The 17,834-nt window shown below is 62.9% G+C and carries 17 protein-coding genes; 13 read left to right on the top strand and 4 right to left on the bottom strand.

Annotated features, from left to right (window positions below):
- Window positions 1–55: 55 nt before the first annotated feature.
- From HMPREF2716_RS21695 to HMPREF2716_RS21715, 5 genes are all read left to right on the top strand, one after another.
- On the top strand, window positions 56–493 hold the full coding sequence (locus tag HMPREF2716_RS21695) for a DUF6160 family protein (RefSeq protein ID WP_003098074.1): 438 nt from the start codon (window positions 56–58) through the stop codon (window positions 491–493).
- 78 nt (window positions 494–571) lie between these two features.
- Window positions 572–1,333 (top strand): C39 family peptidase, encoded by a 762-nt coding sequence (locus tag HMPREF2716_RS21700; protein ID WP_003098072.1) that lies wholly within the window; start codon window positions 572–574, stop codon window positions 1,331–1,333.
- A gap of 40 nt (window positions 1,334–1,373) precedes the next feature.
- Complete coding sequence (locus HMPREF2716_RS21705) at window positions 1,374–2,399, top strand: transporter (protein ID WP_003120313.1); 1,026 nt, start codon at window positions 1,374–1,376, stop codon at window positions 2,397–2,399.
- A gap of 19 nt (window positions 2,400–2,418) precedes the next feature.
- Entirely contained in the window at window positions 2,419–4,017 is a 1,599-nt protein-coding gene (locus tag HMPREF2716_RS21710) for an outer membrane protein transport protein (protein WP_003098070.1), read from the top strand.
- 13 nt (window positions 4,018–4,030) lie between these two features.
- Window positions 4,031–5,218, top strand: a complete 1,188-nt coding sequence (locus HMPREF2716_RS21715) for a MalM family protein (protein ID WP_031654167.1) — start codon at window positions 4,031–4,033, stop codon at window positions 5,216–5,218.
- 56 nt (window positions 5,219–5,274) lie between these two features.
- On the opposite strand, the gene HMPREF2716_RS21720 is transcribed toward HMPREF2716_RS21715, so the two are convergent.
- From HMPREF2716_RS21720 to HMPREF2716_RS21735, 4 genes are all read right to left on the bottom strand, one after another.
- Complete coding sequence (locus HMPREF2716_RS21720; protein ID WP_003087807.1) at window positions 5,275–6,258, bottom strand: alpha-L-glutamate ligase-like protein; 984 nt, start codon at window positions 6,256–6,258, stop codon at window positions 5,275–5,277.
- 3 nt (window positions 6,259–6,261) lie between these two features.
- Window positions 6,262–7,788, bottom strand: a complete 1,527-nt coding sequence (locus HMPREF2716_RS21725; RefSeq protein ID WP_003087809.1) for an osmotic stress tolerance membrane protein RloB — start codon at window positions 7,786–7,788, stop codon at window positions 6,262–6,264.
- Window positions 7,789–7,793: 5 nt separating this feature from the next.
- The gene (locus HMPREF2716_RS21730) at window positions 7,794–8,333 is read right to left on the bottom strand and encodes a retropepsin-like aspartic peptidase RloA (protein WP_003087811.1); all 540 of its coding nucleotides are present in this window, start codon (window positions 8,331–8,333) and stop codon (window positions 7,794–7,796) included.
- Window positions 8,334–8,623: 290 nt separating this feature from the next.
- Window positions 8,624–9,442 carry a posphoenolpyruvate synthetase regulatory kinase/phosphorylase PpsR gene (locus HMPREF2716_RS21735; RefSeq protein WP_003087813.1) on the bottom strand — a complete coding sequence of 273 codons (819 nt, stop codon included), beginning with the start codon at window positions 9,440–9,442 and terminating at the stop codon, window positions 8,624–8,626.
- A gap of 171 nt (window positions 9,443–9,613) precedes the next feature.
- On the opposite strand from HMPREF2716_RS21735, the gene ppsA reads away from it, so the two are divergent.
- From ppsA to oprF, 8 genes are all read left to right on the top strand, one after another.
- Window positions 9,614–11,989, top strand: coding sequence for a phosphoenolpyruvate synthase (gene ppsA / locus HMPREF2716_RS21745; RefSeq protein ID WP_003098065.1), 2,376 nt, complete (start codon window positions 9,614–9,616; stop codon window positions 11,987–11,989).
- 69 nt (window positions 11,990–12,058) lie between these two features.
- Window positions 12,059–13,069, top strand: a complete 1,011-nt coding sequence (locus HMPREF2716_RS21750) for an alpha/beta fold hydrolase (protein ID WP_003120309.1) — start codon at window positions 12,059–12,061, stop codon at window positions 13,067–13,069.
- Between the two features lie 106 nt (window positions 13,070–13,175).
- On the top strand, window positions 13,176–13,664 hold the full coding sequence (rraA, locus tag HMPREF2716_RS21755) for a ribonuclease E activity regulator RraA (RefSeq protein ID WP_003087823.1): 489 nt from the start codon (window positions 13,176–13,178) through the stop codon (window positions 13,662–13,664).
- A 187-nt stretch (window positions 13,665–13,851) separates the two neighbouring features.
- On the top strand, window positions 13,852–14,850 hold the full coding sequence (locus tag HMPREF2716_RS21760; RefSeq protein WP_003098062.1) for a zinc transporter ZntB: 999 nt from the start codon (window positions 13,852–13,854) through the stop codon (window positions 14,848–14,850).
- Between the two features lie 48 nt (window positions 14,851–14,898).
- Entirely contained in the window at window positions 14,899–15,153 is a 255-nt protein-coding gene (locus tag HMPREF2716_RS21765; protein WP_003122844.1) for a hypothetical protein, read from the top strand.
- Window positions 15,154–15,155: 2 nt separating this feature from the next.
- On the top strand, window positions 15,156–15,980 hold the full coding sequence (locus HMPREF2716_RS21770; protein ID WP_003087830.1) for a mechanosensitive ion channel family protein: 825 nt from the start codon (window positions 15,156–15,158) through the stop codon (window positions 15,978–15,980).
- A 71-nt stretch (window positions 15,981–16,051) separates the two neighbouring features.
- A complete protein-coding gene (gene sigX, locus HMPREF2716_RS21775) occupies window positions 16,052–16,642 on the top strand; it encodes an RNA polymerase sigma factor SigX (RefSeq protein ID WP_003098059.1) in 591 nt (196 codons plus the stop codon).
- Window positions 16,643–16,750: 108 nt separating this feature from the next.
- Window positions 16,751–17,803: an outer membrane porin OprF gene (gene oprF, locus HMPREF2716_RS21780; RefSeq protein ID WP_003087843.1), complete on the top strand. Its 1,053-nt coding sequence runs from the start codon at window positions 16,751–16,753 to the stop codon at window positions 17,801–17,803.
- Window positions 17,804–17,834: the final 31 nt, after the last annotated feature.

Genomic DNA, 17,834 nt, shown 5'->3' on the forward strand with positions numbered 1-17,834 from the left:
GATGCAAACGGCAGTGCCCTGGGGCAAACCACACCTGAACACTGGAGAAATAACAATGAAAAAGCACCTGTTCCTTGCAACTGCTGTTCTGGCTGCTCCCTTGCTGGCGCATGCCGACCTGAAAGCCATGGACGATGGCGCGCTGTCCGACGTGACCGGCCAGGCAGGCATCAGCATTTCCGGTACTTTCCAGGGCTCCGTCGGGGCCGTGACCTACACCGATACCGACACCAACGGCGGCTCCCTGCGGCTGGAGAACATCAGCCTGCCGGCGCTGACCATCGACGATACCAAGCCGCTGACCATCGACGTCGTCACCACCGATATCGGCGGCAAGTCGACCCAGCAACTGGCCATCGGCCTGCCGGCCATCACCGGCGACGTGACCGTTGGCGCCATCAAGGTGGGCGACACCAGCGCCGCCAGCATCGGCTCGCTGACCGTCTCCGGGCTGAACATGGCCGGTTCCACCATCAAGGTCTGGGGTCACTGATCCAGGAACCGAGTCGAGACGCGAAGACCTCGCCGAGGCATCGGCGGGGTCTTTCTCCGAAAGAGGTACGACGGGGCGATGTTCGAGATTTTGCTGGGAAGTCTGATCGGACTGTTCGGGTTCACCCAGACGGTCGATACCAAGCCGCAACCGCAGGGCACGGTCAACCTCAGCCAGCCTCTGACCCCCAATGGACCCTACCGCGAATCGGTGCAACTGGAGCCGATGAGCCAGTTGCAGTTCCGCAACGTCATCCGCCAGGCCTATGACTACAGCTGCGGCTCGGCGGCGCTTACCACGCTGCTGGACTACTACCTCGGGCGCAACCTCGAGGAACGCCAGGTCATGGAAGGACTGCTGCGCTATGGCGAGGCCGATAAGATCGTGCAGCGCCGCGGTTTCTCGCTGCTCGACATGAAGCGCTACGCCGCTGCGCTGGGCTACAAGAGCGGTGGTTTTCGCGCCGAGTTCAGCGACCTGGACGCTCTCGAGCATCCGGCGCTGGTCCCCATCCACTATGCCGGCTTCAAGCATTTCGTGGTGGTGCGCGATGTCTACAACGATCACGTCTTCGTCGCCGATCCGGCCTTGGGCAACATCAGCTTCACCCGGACGCGCTTCGAGGAAATCTGGGACCAGAACGTCCTGTTCGTGATCTTCCCGAGTGGGCAGGAGCCCCGCAACGCGCTGGCGCTGAACGATCGCGACATGCGCCTGGTGGACGACCGCACCGTCAGCCTGCTGGCGTTCCGCGAGTTTCCGCAGATCAACAAGATCACTGAAAACCAGGTCCGTGAGCTGGGCACTGGTGGCGACGTCATACACCTGCGCACCAAGTAGCAGATACCCAAAAACAAGAACAATCTCTGGGGATAGCGCCATGAGAATCAGGGGGTACACATGCGCGGCGGCGCTGATGCTGTCTATCAGCGGTTTGTCCGTTGCCGAGGAAGCCTCGGTCGACCAGGCCCGTGACGCGCTGGCCAAGAAGAATGACGATGCCGACAGCGCCAAGGCGCTGGAGGAAGTCTTCCAGGCCGCCGAGAAGAGCTACACCTTGCTGAAGAAGGGCGAGCGGACCCTGACCTACGGTTTCGACTACGCGCTGGTGCGCGACCAGCGGCTGACCCTGGTGCCGCTGACCAAGACCAGCGGCGGCACGCAGATCTACGGCCTCGCCGGCCGGCAGAGCCAGTCCCAGCACACCTTCACCAACTCCTTCACCTTCGACTACGGGATCTGGGACAACCTCACCTTCAGTTTCCGCCTGCCGCTGGTAGCCAAGTACGACACCGAGATGGATACCCACGCCTACAGCCTCGGCGACGTGTCCGCGACCTTGCGCTGGCAGCCCTGGGCGGCGGTGCGCGGGCGGCCGGTCACCACGCTGTATACCACCATCGGCCTGCCGACCGGCGACAGTCCCTACAAGACCAACCTGGACAAGGACATCTCCACCGGCAACGGCTACTACAGCCTGGGCTTCGGCGCGAACATGTCCTATGTGATCGACCCGGTGGTCCTCTACGGCTCGCTCGGCTACACCTGGAACCTGCCGGTGGACGACGTGCACCAGACCCTGGCCGACAACTCCCAGCTGGAGAAGGTCTCGCCCGGCAACACGATCAACTTCAACATGGGCATGGCCTACGCGCTGTCCTACGACGTCTCGCTGGCGACTTCGTACCAGATGGCCTACACGCTGAAGAACCGCTACCACACCACTGCCGGTACGTTCGAGTCGTCCGAACAGACCAGTAGCATCATGAACTTCTCGCTCGGCTTGCGGACGTCACCGGACTACATCGTCAACGTCAACGCCGGTTTCGGCCTCACGGAAGACTCGCCGGATGTACTGCTGGGGTTATCCGTACCCCTCGATATCAAAGGGCTGAAGGCCCAGTAACCCGCGAGCGAGGCCTGTTATGAAGATGCGCATTGCGCCGCTCTGGCTGGCGCTGGCAGGGGTGTGCCTGGCCTGGATTCCGCCGGCCGGCGCGCAGATGGCCAACGACCTGACCATCGGCAACCCGAAAGCCATGGCCCTCGGCAACGCCGTGACCGCCGACGAGACCGGCATCGATTCGGTGCACTACAACCCGGCGGCGCTGACCAGGATGAAGGGCCGCCAGGCGACCGTGAAGCTGCTCACCGGGGTGATGGACATCCGCGCCGGCTTCAAGGCGCCGCCGAACTACGGCGAAGGCACCTTCGGCCTGCGCGACGACCCGGTCGCCAACAGCCACAGCCGGACCCTGACCCCGACCATGTACCTGCCCGGCCTCGGCGGCATGACCGACGTGCCGTTGCTGGTGGCGCCGCTGGCCGGGATCTCGATCAACCCGCCGGGCTCCAAGTTCACCTTCGCCACCAACGTCTACACCCCGCAAGCGCTGGGCTACAGCCGCGATTCCGATAGCGATCCGGCGCGCTACCAGGGACGCGAGGTGTCGTTGCAGCGGCTCACCTACTTCTCGCCGACCCTGGCCTACCAGGTCAACGACGAGCTGTCGGTCGGCCTGTCGGTGGGTTTTTCCCACCAGGCAGTAGCGTTGAACGAGGATTTCCGGGCGCCGAACCAGTTGCTCGGGCTGTTGCAGCAGACCAAGGAGATCGGTTGCCTGCCGGGAATGCAGGAGATCCTCGAGGTGTTCTTCAACGTCTGCGGCGGCAACATCGGTCCGTTCCAGAACCTGGCCAATATCGACCTGGACATGCAGCAGTCGCTTTCGCCCAGCTTCAACCTCGGCGTGCTCTGGGAGCCCACCGACTGGTTCGCCTGGGGCGCGACCTACCAGAGCGAGTCGCGGATGAGGCTCAAGGGCAAGTACCGGGTCGACTACGGCCAGGGCTGGCAGGGTTTCTGGACCGGGGTGCACAAGTCGCTCGGCGGTGCGATCCTCGGCCAGATGTTCCCCTACGGGAACGTCGACGAAGAGCATGGCAACGCCACGATGAACATGGTCTATCCGGATGCCTTCTCCACCGGCGTGAAGCTGCGCCCGTTCAAGAAGTGGCAATTCAACTTCGACCTGAAATGGAACGGCTACAGCGACTGGAACGAGTTCAAGATCGAGTTCGACCGCGAGCTCGACCTGTTGCGCATCGCCAAGTACCTCGACTCGAAGGACGCCACCAGCCACAGCATCACCCTCGACCGCGGCTACCGCGATACCTGGAGCTGGGCCATGGGCGTGCAGTACGACGTCAACGACCGTTTGCAGCTGCGCGCCGGCTACGAATACCGGCCTTCGGCGATCCCCAAGGGCCAGGCGGACATCCTGGTGCCGATCGGCGATGCCAATCTCTACGGCCTGGGGCTGGGCTACCAGTGGGACAAGGACACGGTGATCGATGTCGGTTTCAACTACTTCGTCACCAAGCAGAGCGTCAAGGCCGATACCAGCTGCAACCTGAACTGCACCGGGCTCGACAACCTGGTGTACAACCCCTACGCGGGACTGGACGTGGACACCACGGTGAAGGCCTATATTTTCGCCATGACCTACCGTACGACCTTCTGAGGGCTGGAGCATGATGCGCGCATCCATCGTACTTTGCGTCTTCTCCCTGGCGCTGCCGGCATCTTCGCCGGGCTGGGCCTCCGGCGGGCGCTACCTGACCTGGGTGGACGACAATGGCGGGGTGCACAACACCTTCGTCGACGGCCAGTTCGACCGCCAGCAGCGCCAGGCGCGGCAGCGCATCGGCCAGAGCGACCAGGCGCGGGTGCTGAACAAGGCGGACAACGCCACGCAGTGGCCGGGGAACAGCAGCGGAGGGGAGAGCAAGCGTCGCTACTACACCTGGATCGATGCCAACGGCAACGTGCAGAACAGCTTCTATGCCGGCGCCCAGGTCGCCGGCCAGCGCGCCGACTACGTCCTGCCCAACGGCGAGCACTCCGTCGAATACATCGATGCCGAGGCCTTCGAGGGCAAGGGTTTCGTTCGCAGCGAGAACGGCAGTCCCTACTACACCTGGGTGGACGAGAAGGGCCGCATGCACAACTCGCAGATCCCGCCCGAGGAGCGCGCGGCGCGCTTCAAGCGGGAGGCCGCGCCTTCGTCGCAGATCGCCTTCACCGAGGGCCGGCAGATCGAGTTCAAGCAGCGTCCGGCGGCGTTGCCCGGCCTGGATGGCGCCGGCCAGCAGAGCGATGCGCTGAAGGCTTTGCTCAAGGGCACCGAGATGACCATCGACGATCTCTACCAGGACCTGCAACGGCGCTGCTGCGAGCAGATCGCCGAGAGCGACTTCACCGAACTGGATGCCGACGAACCGCGCTACGAGGAGTTGAACCGCTTCTCGCCGAGCTTCGACTTTCCCATGGGCAGGAGCTTCTACGCGGCGATCCGGCTGCCGCGCTCCCAGGGGGTCTACGGCCTGCGCATCCGCAGTTTCGCCAATCGCCAGGTGGTCTACCCGTCGCTGCTGTTCCTCGACGAGCACAAGCGGCCAACCCGGCTGGTCAGCGACGCGGTGTACAAGCTGAACCCGGAAACCTGGTATCGCTACGCTTTCATCGAGGGTACGGTGCCGGTGCGGGCCAATCGCGGCGAGCGCTACGTGCTGCTGCTGACCACCGACGAGGACCGCTCGCTGCAAACCCTCGACAACAAGCCGTTCAAGCGTCCGCTACAGGGCCTGGCGGTGAACGAGGCGGGCATGCAGGTGCATGAGCACGCCCGGCAGGGCGGCTTCGAGCTGGCCGTGGTGCGTTGAAATCCGAGACATGAAAAAGCCCGGCCGGAGCCGGGCTTTTTCATACCGGAAGCACGTCAGCCCTGGTGCTGCTGGACGTGGCCGAACAACTGCTGGGAGAAGCGTACGCGCTCTTCCGCGGACTCTTCGATGCCTTTCGCCTTGAGTTCTTCCAGTCGCGCCTCGACGGCGTGGCAGCGGTGCACCAGGCCGCTGTCGTTGGCGATCTGGATGTTCAGGCCCGGGCGGGCGTTGAGTTCGAGGATCAGCGGGCCTTTCTCCTGGTCGAGAACCATGTCCACGCCGATGTAGCCGAGGCCCGACAACTCGTAGCAACCGGCCGCCAGCTTCATGAAGCCGTCCCAGTTCGGCAGTTGCACGCCGTCCACCGCGTTGGTGGTGTCCGGGTGCTTGGCGATCTTGTTGTTCAGCCAGGTGCCGCGCAGGGTGACGCCGGTGGCCAGGTCGACGCCCACGCCGATGGCGCCCTGGTGCAGGTTGGCCTTGCCGCCCGACTGCCGAGTCGGCAGGCGCAGCATGGCCATCACCGGGTAGCCCATCAGTACGATGATGCGGATGTCCGGCACACCTTCGTAGCTGATGCTCTTGAAGATCTGGTCGGGGGTCACCCGGTACTCGATCAGTACGCGGTCGCGATGGCCGCCGAGGGAGTAGAGGCCGGAGAGGATGCTCGAGATGTGGTGCTCGATCTCCTCGTGGCTGACGATCTTCCCCGACACGGTCTTGTAGCGGCCCTCGAAGCGGTCGGCGATCACCATGATGCCGTCGCCGCCGGCGCCCTGCGCCGGCTTGATGACGAAATCGTTGTGCTCGCCGATGATCTCGTTGAGCTTGTCGATGCCTTTCTCGGTCTCGATGATGCCGTACATCTCCGGCACGTGGATGCCGGCCTCGAGCGCGCGTTCCTTGGTGATGATCTTGTCGTCCACCACCGGATACAGGTGCCGCTTGTTGTACTTCAGGACGTAATCGGCATTGCGTCGGTTGATGCCCATCACGCCTTTCGCGGTCAGGTCTTTCCAGGTCTTCCAGATCGACATGGTTCAGTCCTTGAGCAGGGCCTTGAAGCGGAACAGCTCGGTCAGGCGGTAGCCGCGGTAGCGGCCCATGGCGAGCATGAAGGCGACCAGGATCAGCAGCACGGCCGGGAAGGTGAAGATGAAGTACACCAGTTCCGGGATGCGCATGAGGATGTGCGCCAGCGATGCCGCGAACAGGGTGCCGATGGCCACCTTCATCGCATGGCCGCCGCCGCGCTCTTCCCAGGTGATCGACAGGCGTTCGATGGTCATGGTCAGGATCACCATCGGGAACAGGGCGATCGACAGGCCGCTCTCGAAGCCGAGCTTGTGGCTGAACAGGCTGATCACCGCGATCATCACCACCACGAAGGTCAGCACCACCGAGAGGCGCGGCAGCATCTGCAGCTTCAGGTGCTCGAGATAGGAGCGCAGCGACAGGCCCAGGGCGGTGATCACGGTGAACAGGGCGATACCCCATTGCAGGCCGGTCTCGCGGAAGGCCAGGGCGATCAGAACCGGGGTGAAGGTGCCAAGGGTCTGCAGGCCGATCAGGTTGCGCAGGATCAGGATCACCAGCACGCCGATCGGGATCATGATCATGATCTGGAAGGTCTGCTGGGTGGACAGCGGCAGGCCGTACAGGGAGTACTCGAGGAAGGCCGCCTCGGTGTTCTCGTCGGACAGCTTGGCCAGGCGGATGGCGTTCATCTCGCTGCTGTTCAGGCTGAAGCTGACCTGGGCCTTCTTGCCGCCGTCGATGGTCATCAGCGGCTCATCGCCAAGCCACCAGATCAGGCGATCGGAGGGCAGGCCCTGTTCGCCGGTGACCACGTTGAAATACAGCCAGTTCTCGCCGTTGAAGCTGCGCAGCCACAGTTCCGGGCTCTGTTGCAGGTCGGCGACCAGACGGATGGTGTGGACCCGCTCCATCGGCACGTGGGCGATGGACAGCAGGGTCTCGACGATATGCGCTTTCTTTTCCAGGCTGGTGTCGCCGGCCATCAGCAGCTTGACGTTGTCGTCGTTGCCGTTGTTGGCGCGCTTGATGGCTTCGCTGACGAAGGTCTCGACGTCGGCCGAGTGCTGGCGAATGGGGGCCAGCAGGGCTTCTGCGGCGATCTTCTCCGGGCCTTCCAGGGGCAGGCTGTCGCGGAAGATCGGGCCTTTCTCCTTGGTCTTCTCGCCGGTGTAGCGCTTGGTCAGCACCAGGCGGTAGTACAGGGTCTGCTTGCCGTTGGCGCGGCGGGCGGACCAGGTCACCTTGCGATTGCCGTCGGCGCGATTGATGCTGACGCCGTAATTGTTGGAGACGAAGCTTTCGTTGAGGCTGACGTAGTCCTGGCTCAACGGCGGAACGAACATCTGCACCTTGACCGGGGTTTTCGGCGTGGCGACGAAGTCGACCTTGGCATCGATGTTCCAGAGGTCATCGGTTTCGGCTTCGGTAACGGGAATACCCTGGACGAAAATCTGATAGGCGGTGATCGCCACACCCAGGGTCAGCAGGATGGCGATCAGGACTTTCAGATGCAGGTTGAGAGAGCGCATGTCGTTTACTCAGCAGGTTTTGCATCAGGTTTGCAGCCGGGTTTCCCGGCCGAGTATTTCAAACTCGGATCGACCAGTGCGTCGAATTTCTTCAAGGCCTCCGAGCCGATCAAAAGCGGGTATTGGAATGCACTTCGGTCGGTCAGGTTCACTTCGATGGTGCGAATCGCCTTGCCCATGCAGACCTGCAGCTCGATCACCGGACGGGCGGTATAGGCCTTGCCCTCGTCGGGGTTGAAGTCGCCGTGGCGGCGCTTGATCTTGCTGATCCGCGCCAGGGGCTTCTCGATCGGGGTGTCGTCGGCGTTGTCGGTGGCCAGGTAGAAGCGCACCCAGGTTTCGCCGTCGCGCTTGAAACGCTTGATGTCGCGGGCGCTGAGGGAGGCGGTCTTGGCGCCGGTGTCGAGCTTGGCGGCCAGCTGGATGTCCGGGTCGTTGATGCGCGCGTATTCGTTCAGGCCGTAGACCGTCTTTTCGGCGGCTACGCTCAGGCCTGGTACGGCGATGAATAGGCAGAGCAGGGGAGCTAAGGGCTTGAGTTTCATAAGTCCTGGTTGGTGTCGCGTTCGGCGGGTCGATCTTGCGATCGCTGTCCAGTCCGTGACGGAAAACCCTGCGTCATCGACCTGCGCTCGGCAGGCCGGGCATGCCGGGCGCCCCGCCAGGCGCATGCGGGCCGCATTCTATCACGCGGTTTTTCGGCAGCGACAGCCGCTTATACCACTTGGTCGGGGTTTTGCCCCTGGGATGAAACGAAATTCCATCCAGGGGCTCGAAGCGTTACCGGAAGCGGGCAAGAGACCTTGGCGGTGCCGAGCCGCTGGCCCCGGAGCGGTTATTTGAAGCGCCGTTCCACGCCTTTTTCGACGAGAATCTTTGCGGAAATCTCCTCTACCGAGAAATGCGTGGAGTTGATATAGGCGATGTTTTCGCGGCGGAACAGGCTTTCGACCTCGCGTACCTCGAATTCGCACTGGGCGAAGCTGGCGTAGCGACTGTTGGGCTTGCGCTCGTTGCGGATCGCGGTGAGGCGATCGGGGTCGATGGTCAGGCCGAACAGCTTGTGCTTGTACTGCTTGAGGGCGTTCGGCAGTTGCAGGCGCTCCATGTCCTCTTCCGTCAACGGATAGTTGGCGGCGCGGATGCCATACTGCAGGGCCATGTACAGGCAGGTGGGCGTCTTGCCGCAGCGCGAGACGCCGACCAGGATCAGGTCGGCCTTGTCATAGTAGTGGGTGCGGGCGCCGTCGTCGTTGTCGAGGGCGAAGTTCACCGCCTCGATGCGATCCATGTAGTTGGAGTTGTGGCCGATGGAGTGGGACTTGCCGACCGAATAGGACGAGTCGGCCGAAAGCTCCTGTTCCAGAGGCGAAAGAAAGGTGGCGAAGATATCGATCATGAAACCGTTGGATTGCGCCAGGACCGCCCGGATGTCGCGGTTCACGATGGTATCGAAGATGATCGGGCGGGCCCCGTCCGACTCGGCAGCATTATTGATTTGCTGTACCATGGCGCGCGCTTTTTCTTCGGTATCGATGTACGGTCTCGTCAGTTTGACGAAGCTGATGTTCTCGAACTGTGCCAGAAGGCTTTGGCCCAGGGTTTCGGCGGTGATACCGGTGCCGTCCGAGATGAAGAATGCGGTTCGTTTCATTTGCACCGAAAGCCTTAAGGTAGGAACGATTCTTGGCTATGATAGGCCGCGCGTTGTCAGAGGCCTTTCTGTCGCAGCATTGTCACTTATTTCTAAGGGCCAGGCCAGAATCCAGCGGAGCTGCTCCTGGCCCCGCTTGAGCTTTTCCAATTCAATAGTGGAGAGATCACCTTGGTAGAGTACGTAGTTTCCCTCGATAAGCTCGGCGTCCATGATGTAGAGCATGTGGGGGGCAAGAACGCATCCCTCGGCGAGATGATCAGCAACCTGGCCGGTGCCGGCGTTTCCGTACCCGGCGGATTTGCCACCACCGCCCAGGCCTACCGTGACTTCCTCGAGCAGAGTGGCCTCAACGACCGTATCCACGCGGCCCTGGACGCCCTGGACGTCGACGACGTCAACGCCCTGGCCAAGACCGGCGCGCAGATCCGCCAGTGGGTGATGGAAGCCGAGTTCCCGGCCCGTCTCGACAGCGAGATCCGCCAGGCCTTCGCCGCCCTGGCCAACGGCAACGACAACCTCGCCGTGGCAGTGCGTTCCTCCGCTACCGCCGAAGACCTTCCGGACGCCTCGTTCGCCGGCCAGCAGGAAACCTTCCTCAATATCCGCGGCGTGGACAATGTGATCCGCGCAGCAAAAGAGGTCTTCGCCTCCCTGTTCAACGACCGCGCCATCGCCTACCGCGTGCACCAGGGCTTCGATCACAAGCTGGTCGCCTTGTCCGCCGGCGTGCAGCGCATGGTCCGCTCGGAAACCGGCACCGCCGGGGTGATGTTCACCCTGGACACCGAATCCGGCTTCCGCGACGTGGTCTTCATCACCGGTGCCTACGGCCTGGGCGAGACCGTGGTCCAGGGCGCGGTGAACCCCGACGAGTTCTACGTCCACAAGCCGACCCTGGAAGCCGGGCGTCCGGCCATCCTGCGCCGCAACCTGGGTAGCAAGGCGATCAAGATGATCTACGGCGACGAAGCCAAGGCCGGTCGCTCGGTCAAGGTAGTGGACGTCGATCGCGCCGATCGCGCCCGCTTCGCCCTGAGCGACGCCGAGGTCACCGAGCTGGCCAAGCAGGCCATGATCATCGAGAAGCACTATGGCCGCCCGATGGACATCGAATGGGCCAAGGACGGTGACGACGGCAAGCTGTACATCGTCCAGGCACGCCCGGAAACCGTGAAGAGCCGCGCCAGCGCCACGGTCATGGAGCGCTACCTGCTGAAAGAGAAGGGGACCGTCCTGGTGGAAGGGCGTGCCATCGGCCAGCGCATCGGTGCCGGTCCGGTCAAAGTGATCAACGACGTGTCGGAAATGGACAAGGTCCAACCGGGTGACGTCCTGGTCTCCGACATGACCGACCCGGACTGGGAGCCAGTGATGAAGCGCGCCAGCGCCATCGTCACCAACCGCGGCGGGCGCACCTGCCACGCGGCGATCATCGCTCGCGAACTGGGCATCCCGGCGGTGGTCGGTTGCGGCAACGCCACCCAGATCCTGCAGGATGGCCAGGGGGTGACCGTTTCCTGTGCCGAAGGCGATACCGGCTTCATCTTCGAAGGCGAACTCGGTTTCGATGTGCGCAAGAACTCGGTCGACGCCATGCCCGACCTTCCGTTCAAGATCATGATGAACGTCGGCAATCCCGATCGCGCTTTCGATTTCGCCCAGTTGCCGAACGAAGGCGTGGGCCTGGCCCGCCTCGAATTCATCATCAACCGCATGATCGGCGTGCATCCCAAGGCGTTGCTGAACTTCGCCGGCCTGCCGGCGGACATCAAGGAAAGCGTGGAGAAGCGCATCGCCGGCTATCCCGATCCGGTCGGCTTCTACGTCGAGAAGCTGGTGGAGGGCATCAGCACCCTGGCCGCGGCGTTCTGGCCGAAGAAGGTCATCGTGCGCCTGTCCGACTTCAAGTCCAATGAGTACGCCAACCTGATCGGCGGCAAGCTCTACGAGCCGGAAGAAGAGAACCCGATGCTCGGCTTCCGTGGCGCCTCGCGCTACATCAGCGAGTCGTTCCGCGACTGCTTCGAGCTGGAGTGCCGTGCGCTGAAGAAGGTCCGCAACGAAATGGGCCTGACCAACGTCGAGATCATGGTGCCCTTCGTGCGCACCCTGGGCGAGGCGAGCCAGGTGGTCGAGCTGCTGGCCGGGAACGGCCTGAAGCGCGGCGAGAACGGCCTTAAGGTCATCATGATGTGCGAACTGCCGTCGAACGCCCTGCTGGCCGACGAGTTCCTCGAGTTCTTCGATGGCTTCTCCATCGGTTCCAACGACCTGACCCAGCTGACCCTGGGCCTGGATCGCGATTCCGGCATCGTTGCCCACCTGTTCGACGAGCGCAATCCGGCGGTGAAGAAGCTGCTGGCCAACGCCATCGCTGCCTGCAACAAGGCCGGCAAGTACATCGGCATCTGCGGCCAGGGTCCGTCGGACCACCCGGACCTGGCCCGCTGGCTGATGGAGCAGGGCATCGAGAGCGTCTCGCTGAACCCCGACTCGGTGCTGGATACCTGGTTCTTCCTTGCCGAGGGGCAAGACCAGGCCTGATCGGTCCTCGCTGTATCCGGAAAGGGCGGGTAACACCGCCCTTTTTCGTGCCTCCTGTACAAGACAAGCATGCAAAGCAGTAGTCGCCTCTTTCCTGTCGCCCTGGTCAGCGCCGAGTTACGCGCCGACCTTACCGAAGACATCTATCGCCTGAAGCCCGGCAACAGCCCCGATGCCAGCGTCGAGCTGGTCGTAACCCGGCTTGGACAGCAGGCCGCCGGCGAGCGGCGCGGACCGCCTGTGATCCTCCTGCACGGGAGTTTTTCCAACCGCCGCTTCTGGTACTCGCCGCGTGCGCTCGGACTAGGTCCTTACCTGGCGCGGGCGGGGTTCGATGTCTGGCTGCCGGAAATGCGCGGCCATGGCCTGTCGATTCGCAACGATGGTTACCGGGACAACCGGGTCGCCGACTACGCGCGCTACGACCTGCCGGCGCTGGCCTCCTTCATCCACGAGCAGTGCGGGCAGCCGGCGCACTGGATTGGCCACTCCCTCGGTGGGGTGGTGCTGGCGGCGGGACTGGGCGGGGGTTACCTGGACCAGGCGCGGATCGCTTCCGTGGCGTTGTTCGGTAGCCAGGTCAGCACCGCGCACTGGCTGTTCAGGTTGCCCATGGCAGGCATCCTCGCGCGCCTGCTGCTGCGCCGCGTCGATGCGCTGTCCGGAAGCCGTTGGCGGCAGGGGCCGGAAGACGAGCCGGTCGGCCTGGCGCTGGAGGTCCTGCGTTGGCATGGGCTGTTCGGCCGCTTCGGCGAGCCGGGCAACGACTGGTGGAAGGGGCTCGCTGCAGTCGACGTACCGCTATTGGCGGTCGCCGGGGCTGGGGACCGGCAGGACCCGTCCTGGGCCTGTCGCAAGTTGTTCGAGCAGTTCGCCTCGTCCGAGCGCGAATACCTGTTGCTCGGACGCGAGGCTGGCTACGCCGAGGACTACGGGCATATCGAGATGCTGATCGGCAAGGCGGCCCAGCTAGAGGTCTGGCCCTTGGTGGAGCGCTGGCTGCGCCAGCGATCGCCGGCGGGCGACGAATCCGCGTGGAGCGAGGCGCTAGACGTATCGGAAGCCGGAATCAGCGGCTAACATGTGACGCAAATGGCGGCTCCGGTCACGCCGGCGCCGCCGGGGCGGGCGGCCGATGATCCTCCGGAGCTGCCCGAGCCGATCCCTTCACCCACAGGAGCTTCCCATGCATTACGTCACTCCCGATCTGTGCGATGCCTATCCTGAGCTGGTCCAGGTCGTCGAACCCATGTTCAGCAACTTCGGCGGCCGCGACTCCTTCGGCGGCGAGATCGTCACCATCAAGTGCTTCGAAGACAACTCGTTGGTCAAGGAGCAGGTCGACAAGGACGGCAAGGGCAAGGTCCTGGTCGTCGATGGCGGTGGTTCGCTGCGCCGCGCCCTGCTGGGCGACATGCTGGCCGAGAAAGCGGCGAAGAACGGCTGGGAAGGGATCGTCGTATATGGCTGCATCCGTGACGTCGACGTGATCGCCCAGACCGACCTCGGCGTCCAGGCCCTGGCCAGTCATCCGCTGAAGACCGACAAGCGCGGCATCGGCGATCTGAACGTCGCCGTGACCTTCGGCGGCGTCACCTTCCGCCCCGGCGAGTTCGTGTATGCCGACAACAACGGCATCATCGTTTCTCCGCAGGCCTTGAAGATGCCCGAATAGGGCTTTTTAACAGCCGTTCCGGCCCCGGTGACGCAGGCAGCGTCCCGGGGCTTTTTGCTGGAATGAACCCGAGGCGCGCATATGGGTCTCAGGACTGGCTTTAAGGTTATGCCGCAAGTCCATGAATTGACTGGTACCGGACTTGTGTTTTTACTGTCGAAATGGTCGTTTTACCAAGGGAAGCGCAATGCAAGCGTACGAGTCGGGTGACGAGCGCGGCTTGATCTATGGCTACGTCCTCAACGGGCGCGGCGGCGGACGCCGTGTCGGACGCAACCAGATAGCGGTGCTCGACCTGCTGCCGGAGGAGAGCCTTTGGCTGCACTGGGACCGCGGCGTACCGGAAGCGCAGGCCTGGCTGCGGGATTCCGCGGGGCTCAGCGAGTTCGCCTGCGATCTGCTGCTGGAGGAGGCGACTCGCCCCCGTTTGCTCGATCTCGGGGCCGAAAGCCTGCTGGTGTTCCTCCGTGGAGTGAACCTGAATCCGGGCGCGGAGCCGGAAGACATGGTTTCGCTGCGGGTATTCGCCGACGCGCGCCGGGTGATCTCGCTGCGCCTGCGGCCGCTGAAGGCGGTGGCCGATCTGCTCGAGGACCTGGAGGCGGGGAAAGGGCCGAAGACGGCATCCGAGGTCGTGTACTACCTCGCGCACTACCTGACCGATCGCGTCGACACGCTGATCAGCGGGATAGCCGACCAGCTCGATGCTGTCGAGGAGCTGGTCGAGGCGGACGAGCGCGCCAGTCCCGACCAGCACCAGTTGCGTACCCTGCGCCGCCGGTCGGCGGGGTTGCGGCGCTACCTGGCGCCGCAGCGGGACATCTACTCGCAACTGGCGCGCTACAAGCTGTCCTGGTTCGTCGAGGACGACGCCGATTACTGGAACGAGCTGAACAACCGGCTGACGCGGAATCTCGAAGAGCTCGAGTTGATACGGGAGCGCATCAGCGTCCTGCAGGAAGCCGAGTCGCGGCGAATCACCGAACGGATGAACCGCACCATGTATCTCCTTGGTATAATCACCGGCTTTTTCCTGCCGATGAGCTTCGTCACCGGCCTGCTGGGAATCAATGTCGGCGGCATTCCGGGGGCGGATGCACCGCATGGGTTCTGGCTGGCCTGCCTGCTGATCGGCGGGGTCGCCACCTTCCAGTGGTGGGTATTTCGTCGGCTGCGCTGGCTCTGACGTGACCTGGGGTGAGGAGAGGGCGTCACTCCCTCGTATAGACATGAGGTGTGCATGCACGATCCGTTCGAAGAGTCCCTGCGGGACCTGCTCAAGGCTTCGGCTCCCCAGCCGGACGACGACGCGCGTCTGGGACGGGTGCTGAAGACGGCCAATCGCCAGGTTGGCGCCGGTGACCTGTTCAGCCTCATGGGGCACTGGCTGCAGGCGCTGATGATCGGCATCAATAACGGTTCGCCGCATCTGGCGCCGGTTTCCCGTATTTCCGCGAAAAACGCATCTTCTGCTGACAAGGCTGAGTGAACATGCAATTCGATATCTGGACCCAGAGCTTGCTGACCGCGATGAACACCCTGTGGGGCAAGCTGGCAGGCTTCATTCCCAACCTGCTCGGCGCCCTGGTGGTCGTTCTGCTCGGCTTCGTCATCGCCAAGCTGCTCGATGCGCTGCTTTCCAAGCTGCTGGCCAAGCTGGGCCTGGACCGGCTGATGGGTGGCACCGGCCTGACCAAGCTGCTGGCCCGGGTCGGCATCCAGGTTCCGGTCTCGACGCTGGTCGGCAAGATCGTCTACTGGTTCGTACTGCTCGTCTTCCTCGTATCCGCCGCCGAGTCGCTCGGCCTGCAGCGGGTATCCGCCACGCTGGACGTCCTCGCCCTGTACCTGCCCAAGGTGTTCGGCGCGGCCCTGGTGCTGATCGTCGGCGTGCTCCTGGCGCAACTGGTGAACAGCGTCGTGCGCGGCGCGGCGGACGGCGTCGGCCTCGAATACGCGAACGGCCTGGGGCGGATCGCCCAGTGGCTGGTCATCATCATCAGCATCTCGGTGGCGGTGGGGCAACTCGAGGTCAAGACCGACCTGCTCAACTACATCATCGCCATCGTCCTGATCACCGTCGGCCTGGCCGCTGCGCTGGCCCTGGGCCTGGGCAGCCGCGAGGTCGCCGGGCAGATCATTGCAGGAATCTACGTCCGCGAGCTGTATCAGGTCGGACAACAGGTGAAAGTGGGTGACGTTGAAGGCACTATTGAAGAGATAGGTACGGTCAAGACCATCCTGCTGACGGAAGAGGGAGAGCTTGTGTCGCTGGCCAACCGTCTACTGCTCGATCAGCGAGTTACCAGCCGCTGATCCGGGAGAGATAATGGACGTGGCTGCTCTGCAGGGCGGCCCGGCTTACGATATGACTGGCCTGATCTCACTTGAATAAGCCTCACCCCCTGTCACAGCGGTATGACCCCCGCCAGCTTTCCGATGAAGAGCTGGTCGAGCGTGCGCACTCGGAGCTGTTCCACGTGACGCGCGCCTATGAAGAATTGATGCGGCGTTACCAGCGCACGCTGTTCAACGTCTGTGCCCGCTACCTGGGCAACGACCGCGACGCGGACGACGTGTGCCAGGAGGTGATGCTGAAAGTTTTGTACGGGTTGAAGAACTTTGAGGGCAAGTCGAAGTTCAAAACGTGGCTATATAGCATCACGTACAACGAGTGCATCACGCAGTACCGCAAGGAGCGCCGCAAGCGCCGATTGATGGATGCGCTCAGCCTCGACCCGCTGGAGGAGGCTTCCGAGGAGAAGTCGCCGAAGGTTGAGGAGCGGGGCGGATTGGATCGTTGGCTCGTCCATGTCAATCCGATAGATCGGGAGATTCTGGTTCTTCGCTTCGTCGCGGAACTGGAGTTTCAGGAGATAGCGGATATCATGCACATGGGTCTGAGTGCGACGAAAATGCGCTACAAGCGGGCACTGGACCGCCTGCGCGAAAAGTTTTCAGATGCGACCGAAACATAGTTGGGTAAATATTGTCTCTCTATGCGGGAAGTTCTGATAAACTTGCCACCCAAGTTGTGCGGCTGATTGTTGGACAACTAACTGACCATCAAGATGGGGATTTAACGGATGAAACTGAAGAACACCTTAGGCGTTGTCATCGGCTCGCTGGTTGCCGCTTCGGCAATGAACGCCTTTGCCCAGGGCCAGAACTCGGTAGAGATCGAAGCCTTCGGCAAGCGCTACTTCACCGACAGCGTTCGCAACATGAAGAACGCGGACCTGTACGGCGGCTCGATCGGTTACTTCCTGACCGACGACGTCGAGCTGGCGCTGTCCTACGGTGAGTACCATGACGTTCGTGGCACCTACGAAACCGGCAACAAGAAGGTCCACGGCAACCTGACCTCCCTGGACGCCATCTACCACTTCGGTACCCCGGGCGTAGGTCTGCGTCCGTACGTGTCGGCTGGTCTGGCTCACCAGAACATCACCAACATCAACAGCGACAGCCAAGGCCGTCAGCAGATGACCATGGCCAACATCGGCGCTGGTCTGAAGTACTACTTCACCGAGAACTTCTTCGCCAAGGCCAGCCTCGACGGCCAGTATGGTCTGGAGAAGCGTGACAACGGTCACCAGGGCGAGTGGATGGCTGGCCTGGGCGTCGGCTTCAACTTCGGTGGTTCGAAAGCCGCTCCGGCTCCGGAACCGGTTGCCGACGTTTGCTCCGACTCCGACAACGACGGCGTTTGCGACAACGTCGACAAGTGCCCGGATACCCCGGCCAACGTCACCGTTGACGCCAACGGCTGCCCGGCTGTCGCCGAAGTCGTACGCGTACAGCTGGACGTGAAGTTCGACTTCGACAAGTCCAAGGTCAAAGAGAACAGCTACGCTGACATCAAGAACCTGGCTGACTTCATGAAGCAGTACCCGTCCACTTCCACCACCGTTGAAGGTCACACCGACTCCGTCGGCACCGACGCTTACAACCAGAAGCTGTCCGAGCGTCGTGCCAACGCCGTTCGTGACGTACTGGTCAACGAGTACGGTGTAGAAGGTGGTCGCGTGAACGCTGTTGGTTACGGCGAGTCCCGCCCGGTTGCCGACAACGCCACCGCTGAAGGCCGCGCTATCAACCGTCGCGTTGAAGCCGAAGTAGAAGCTGAAGCCAAGTAATCGGCTGAGCCTCTAAGGAAAAACCCGGCTC

It is taken from the genome of Pseudomonas sp. HMSC076A11 (assembly GCF_001810205.1).
GTDB classification, from domain to species: domain Bacteria; phylum Pseudomonadota; class Gammaproteobacteria; order Pseudomonadales; family Pseudomonadaceae; genus Pseudomonas; species Pseudomonas aeruginosa.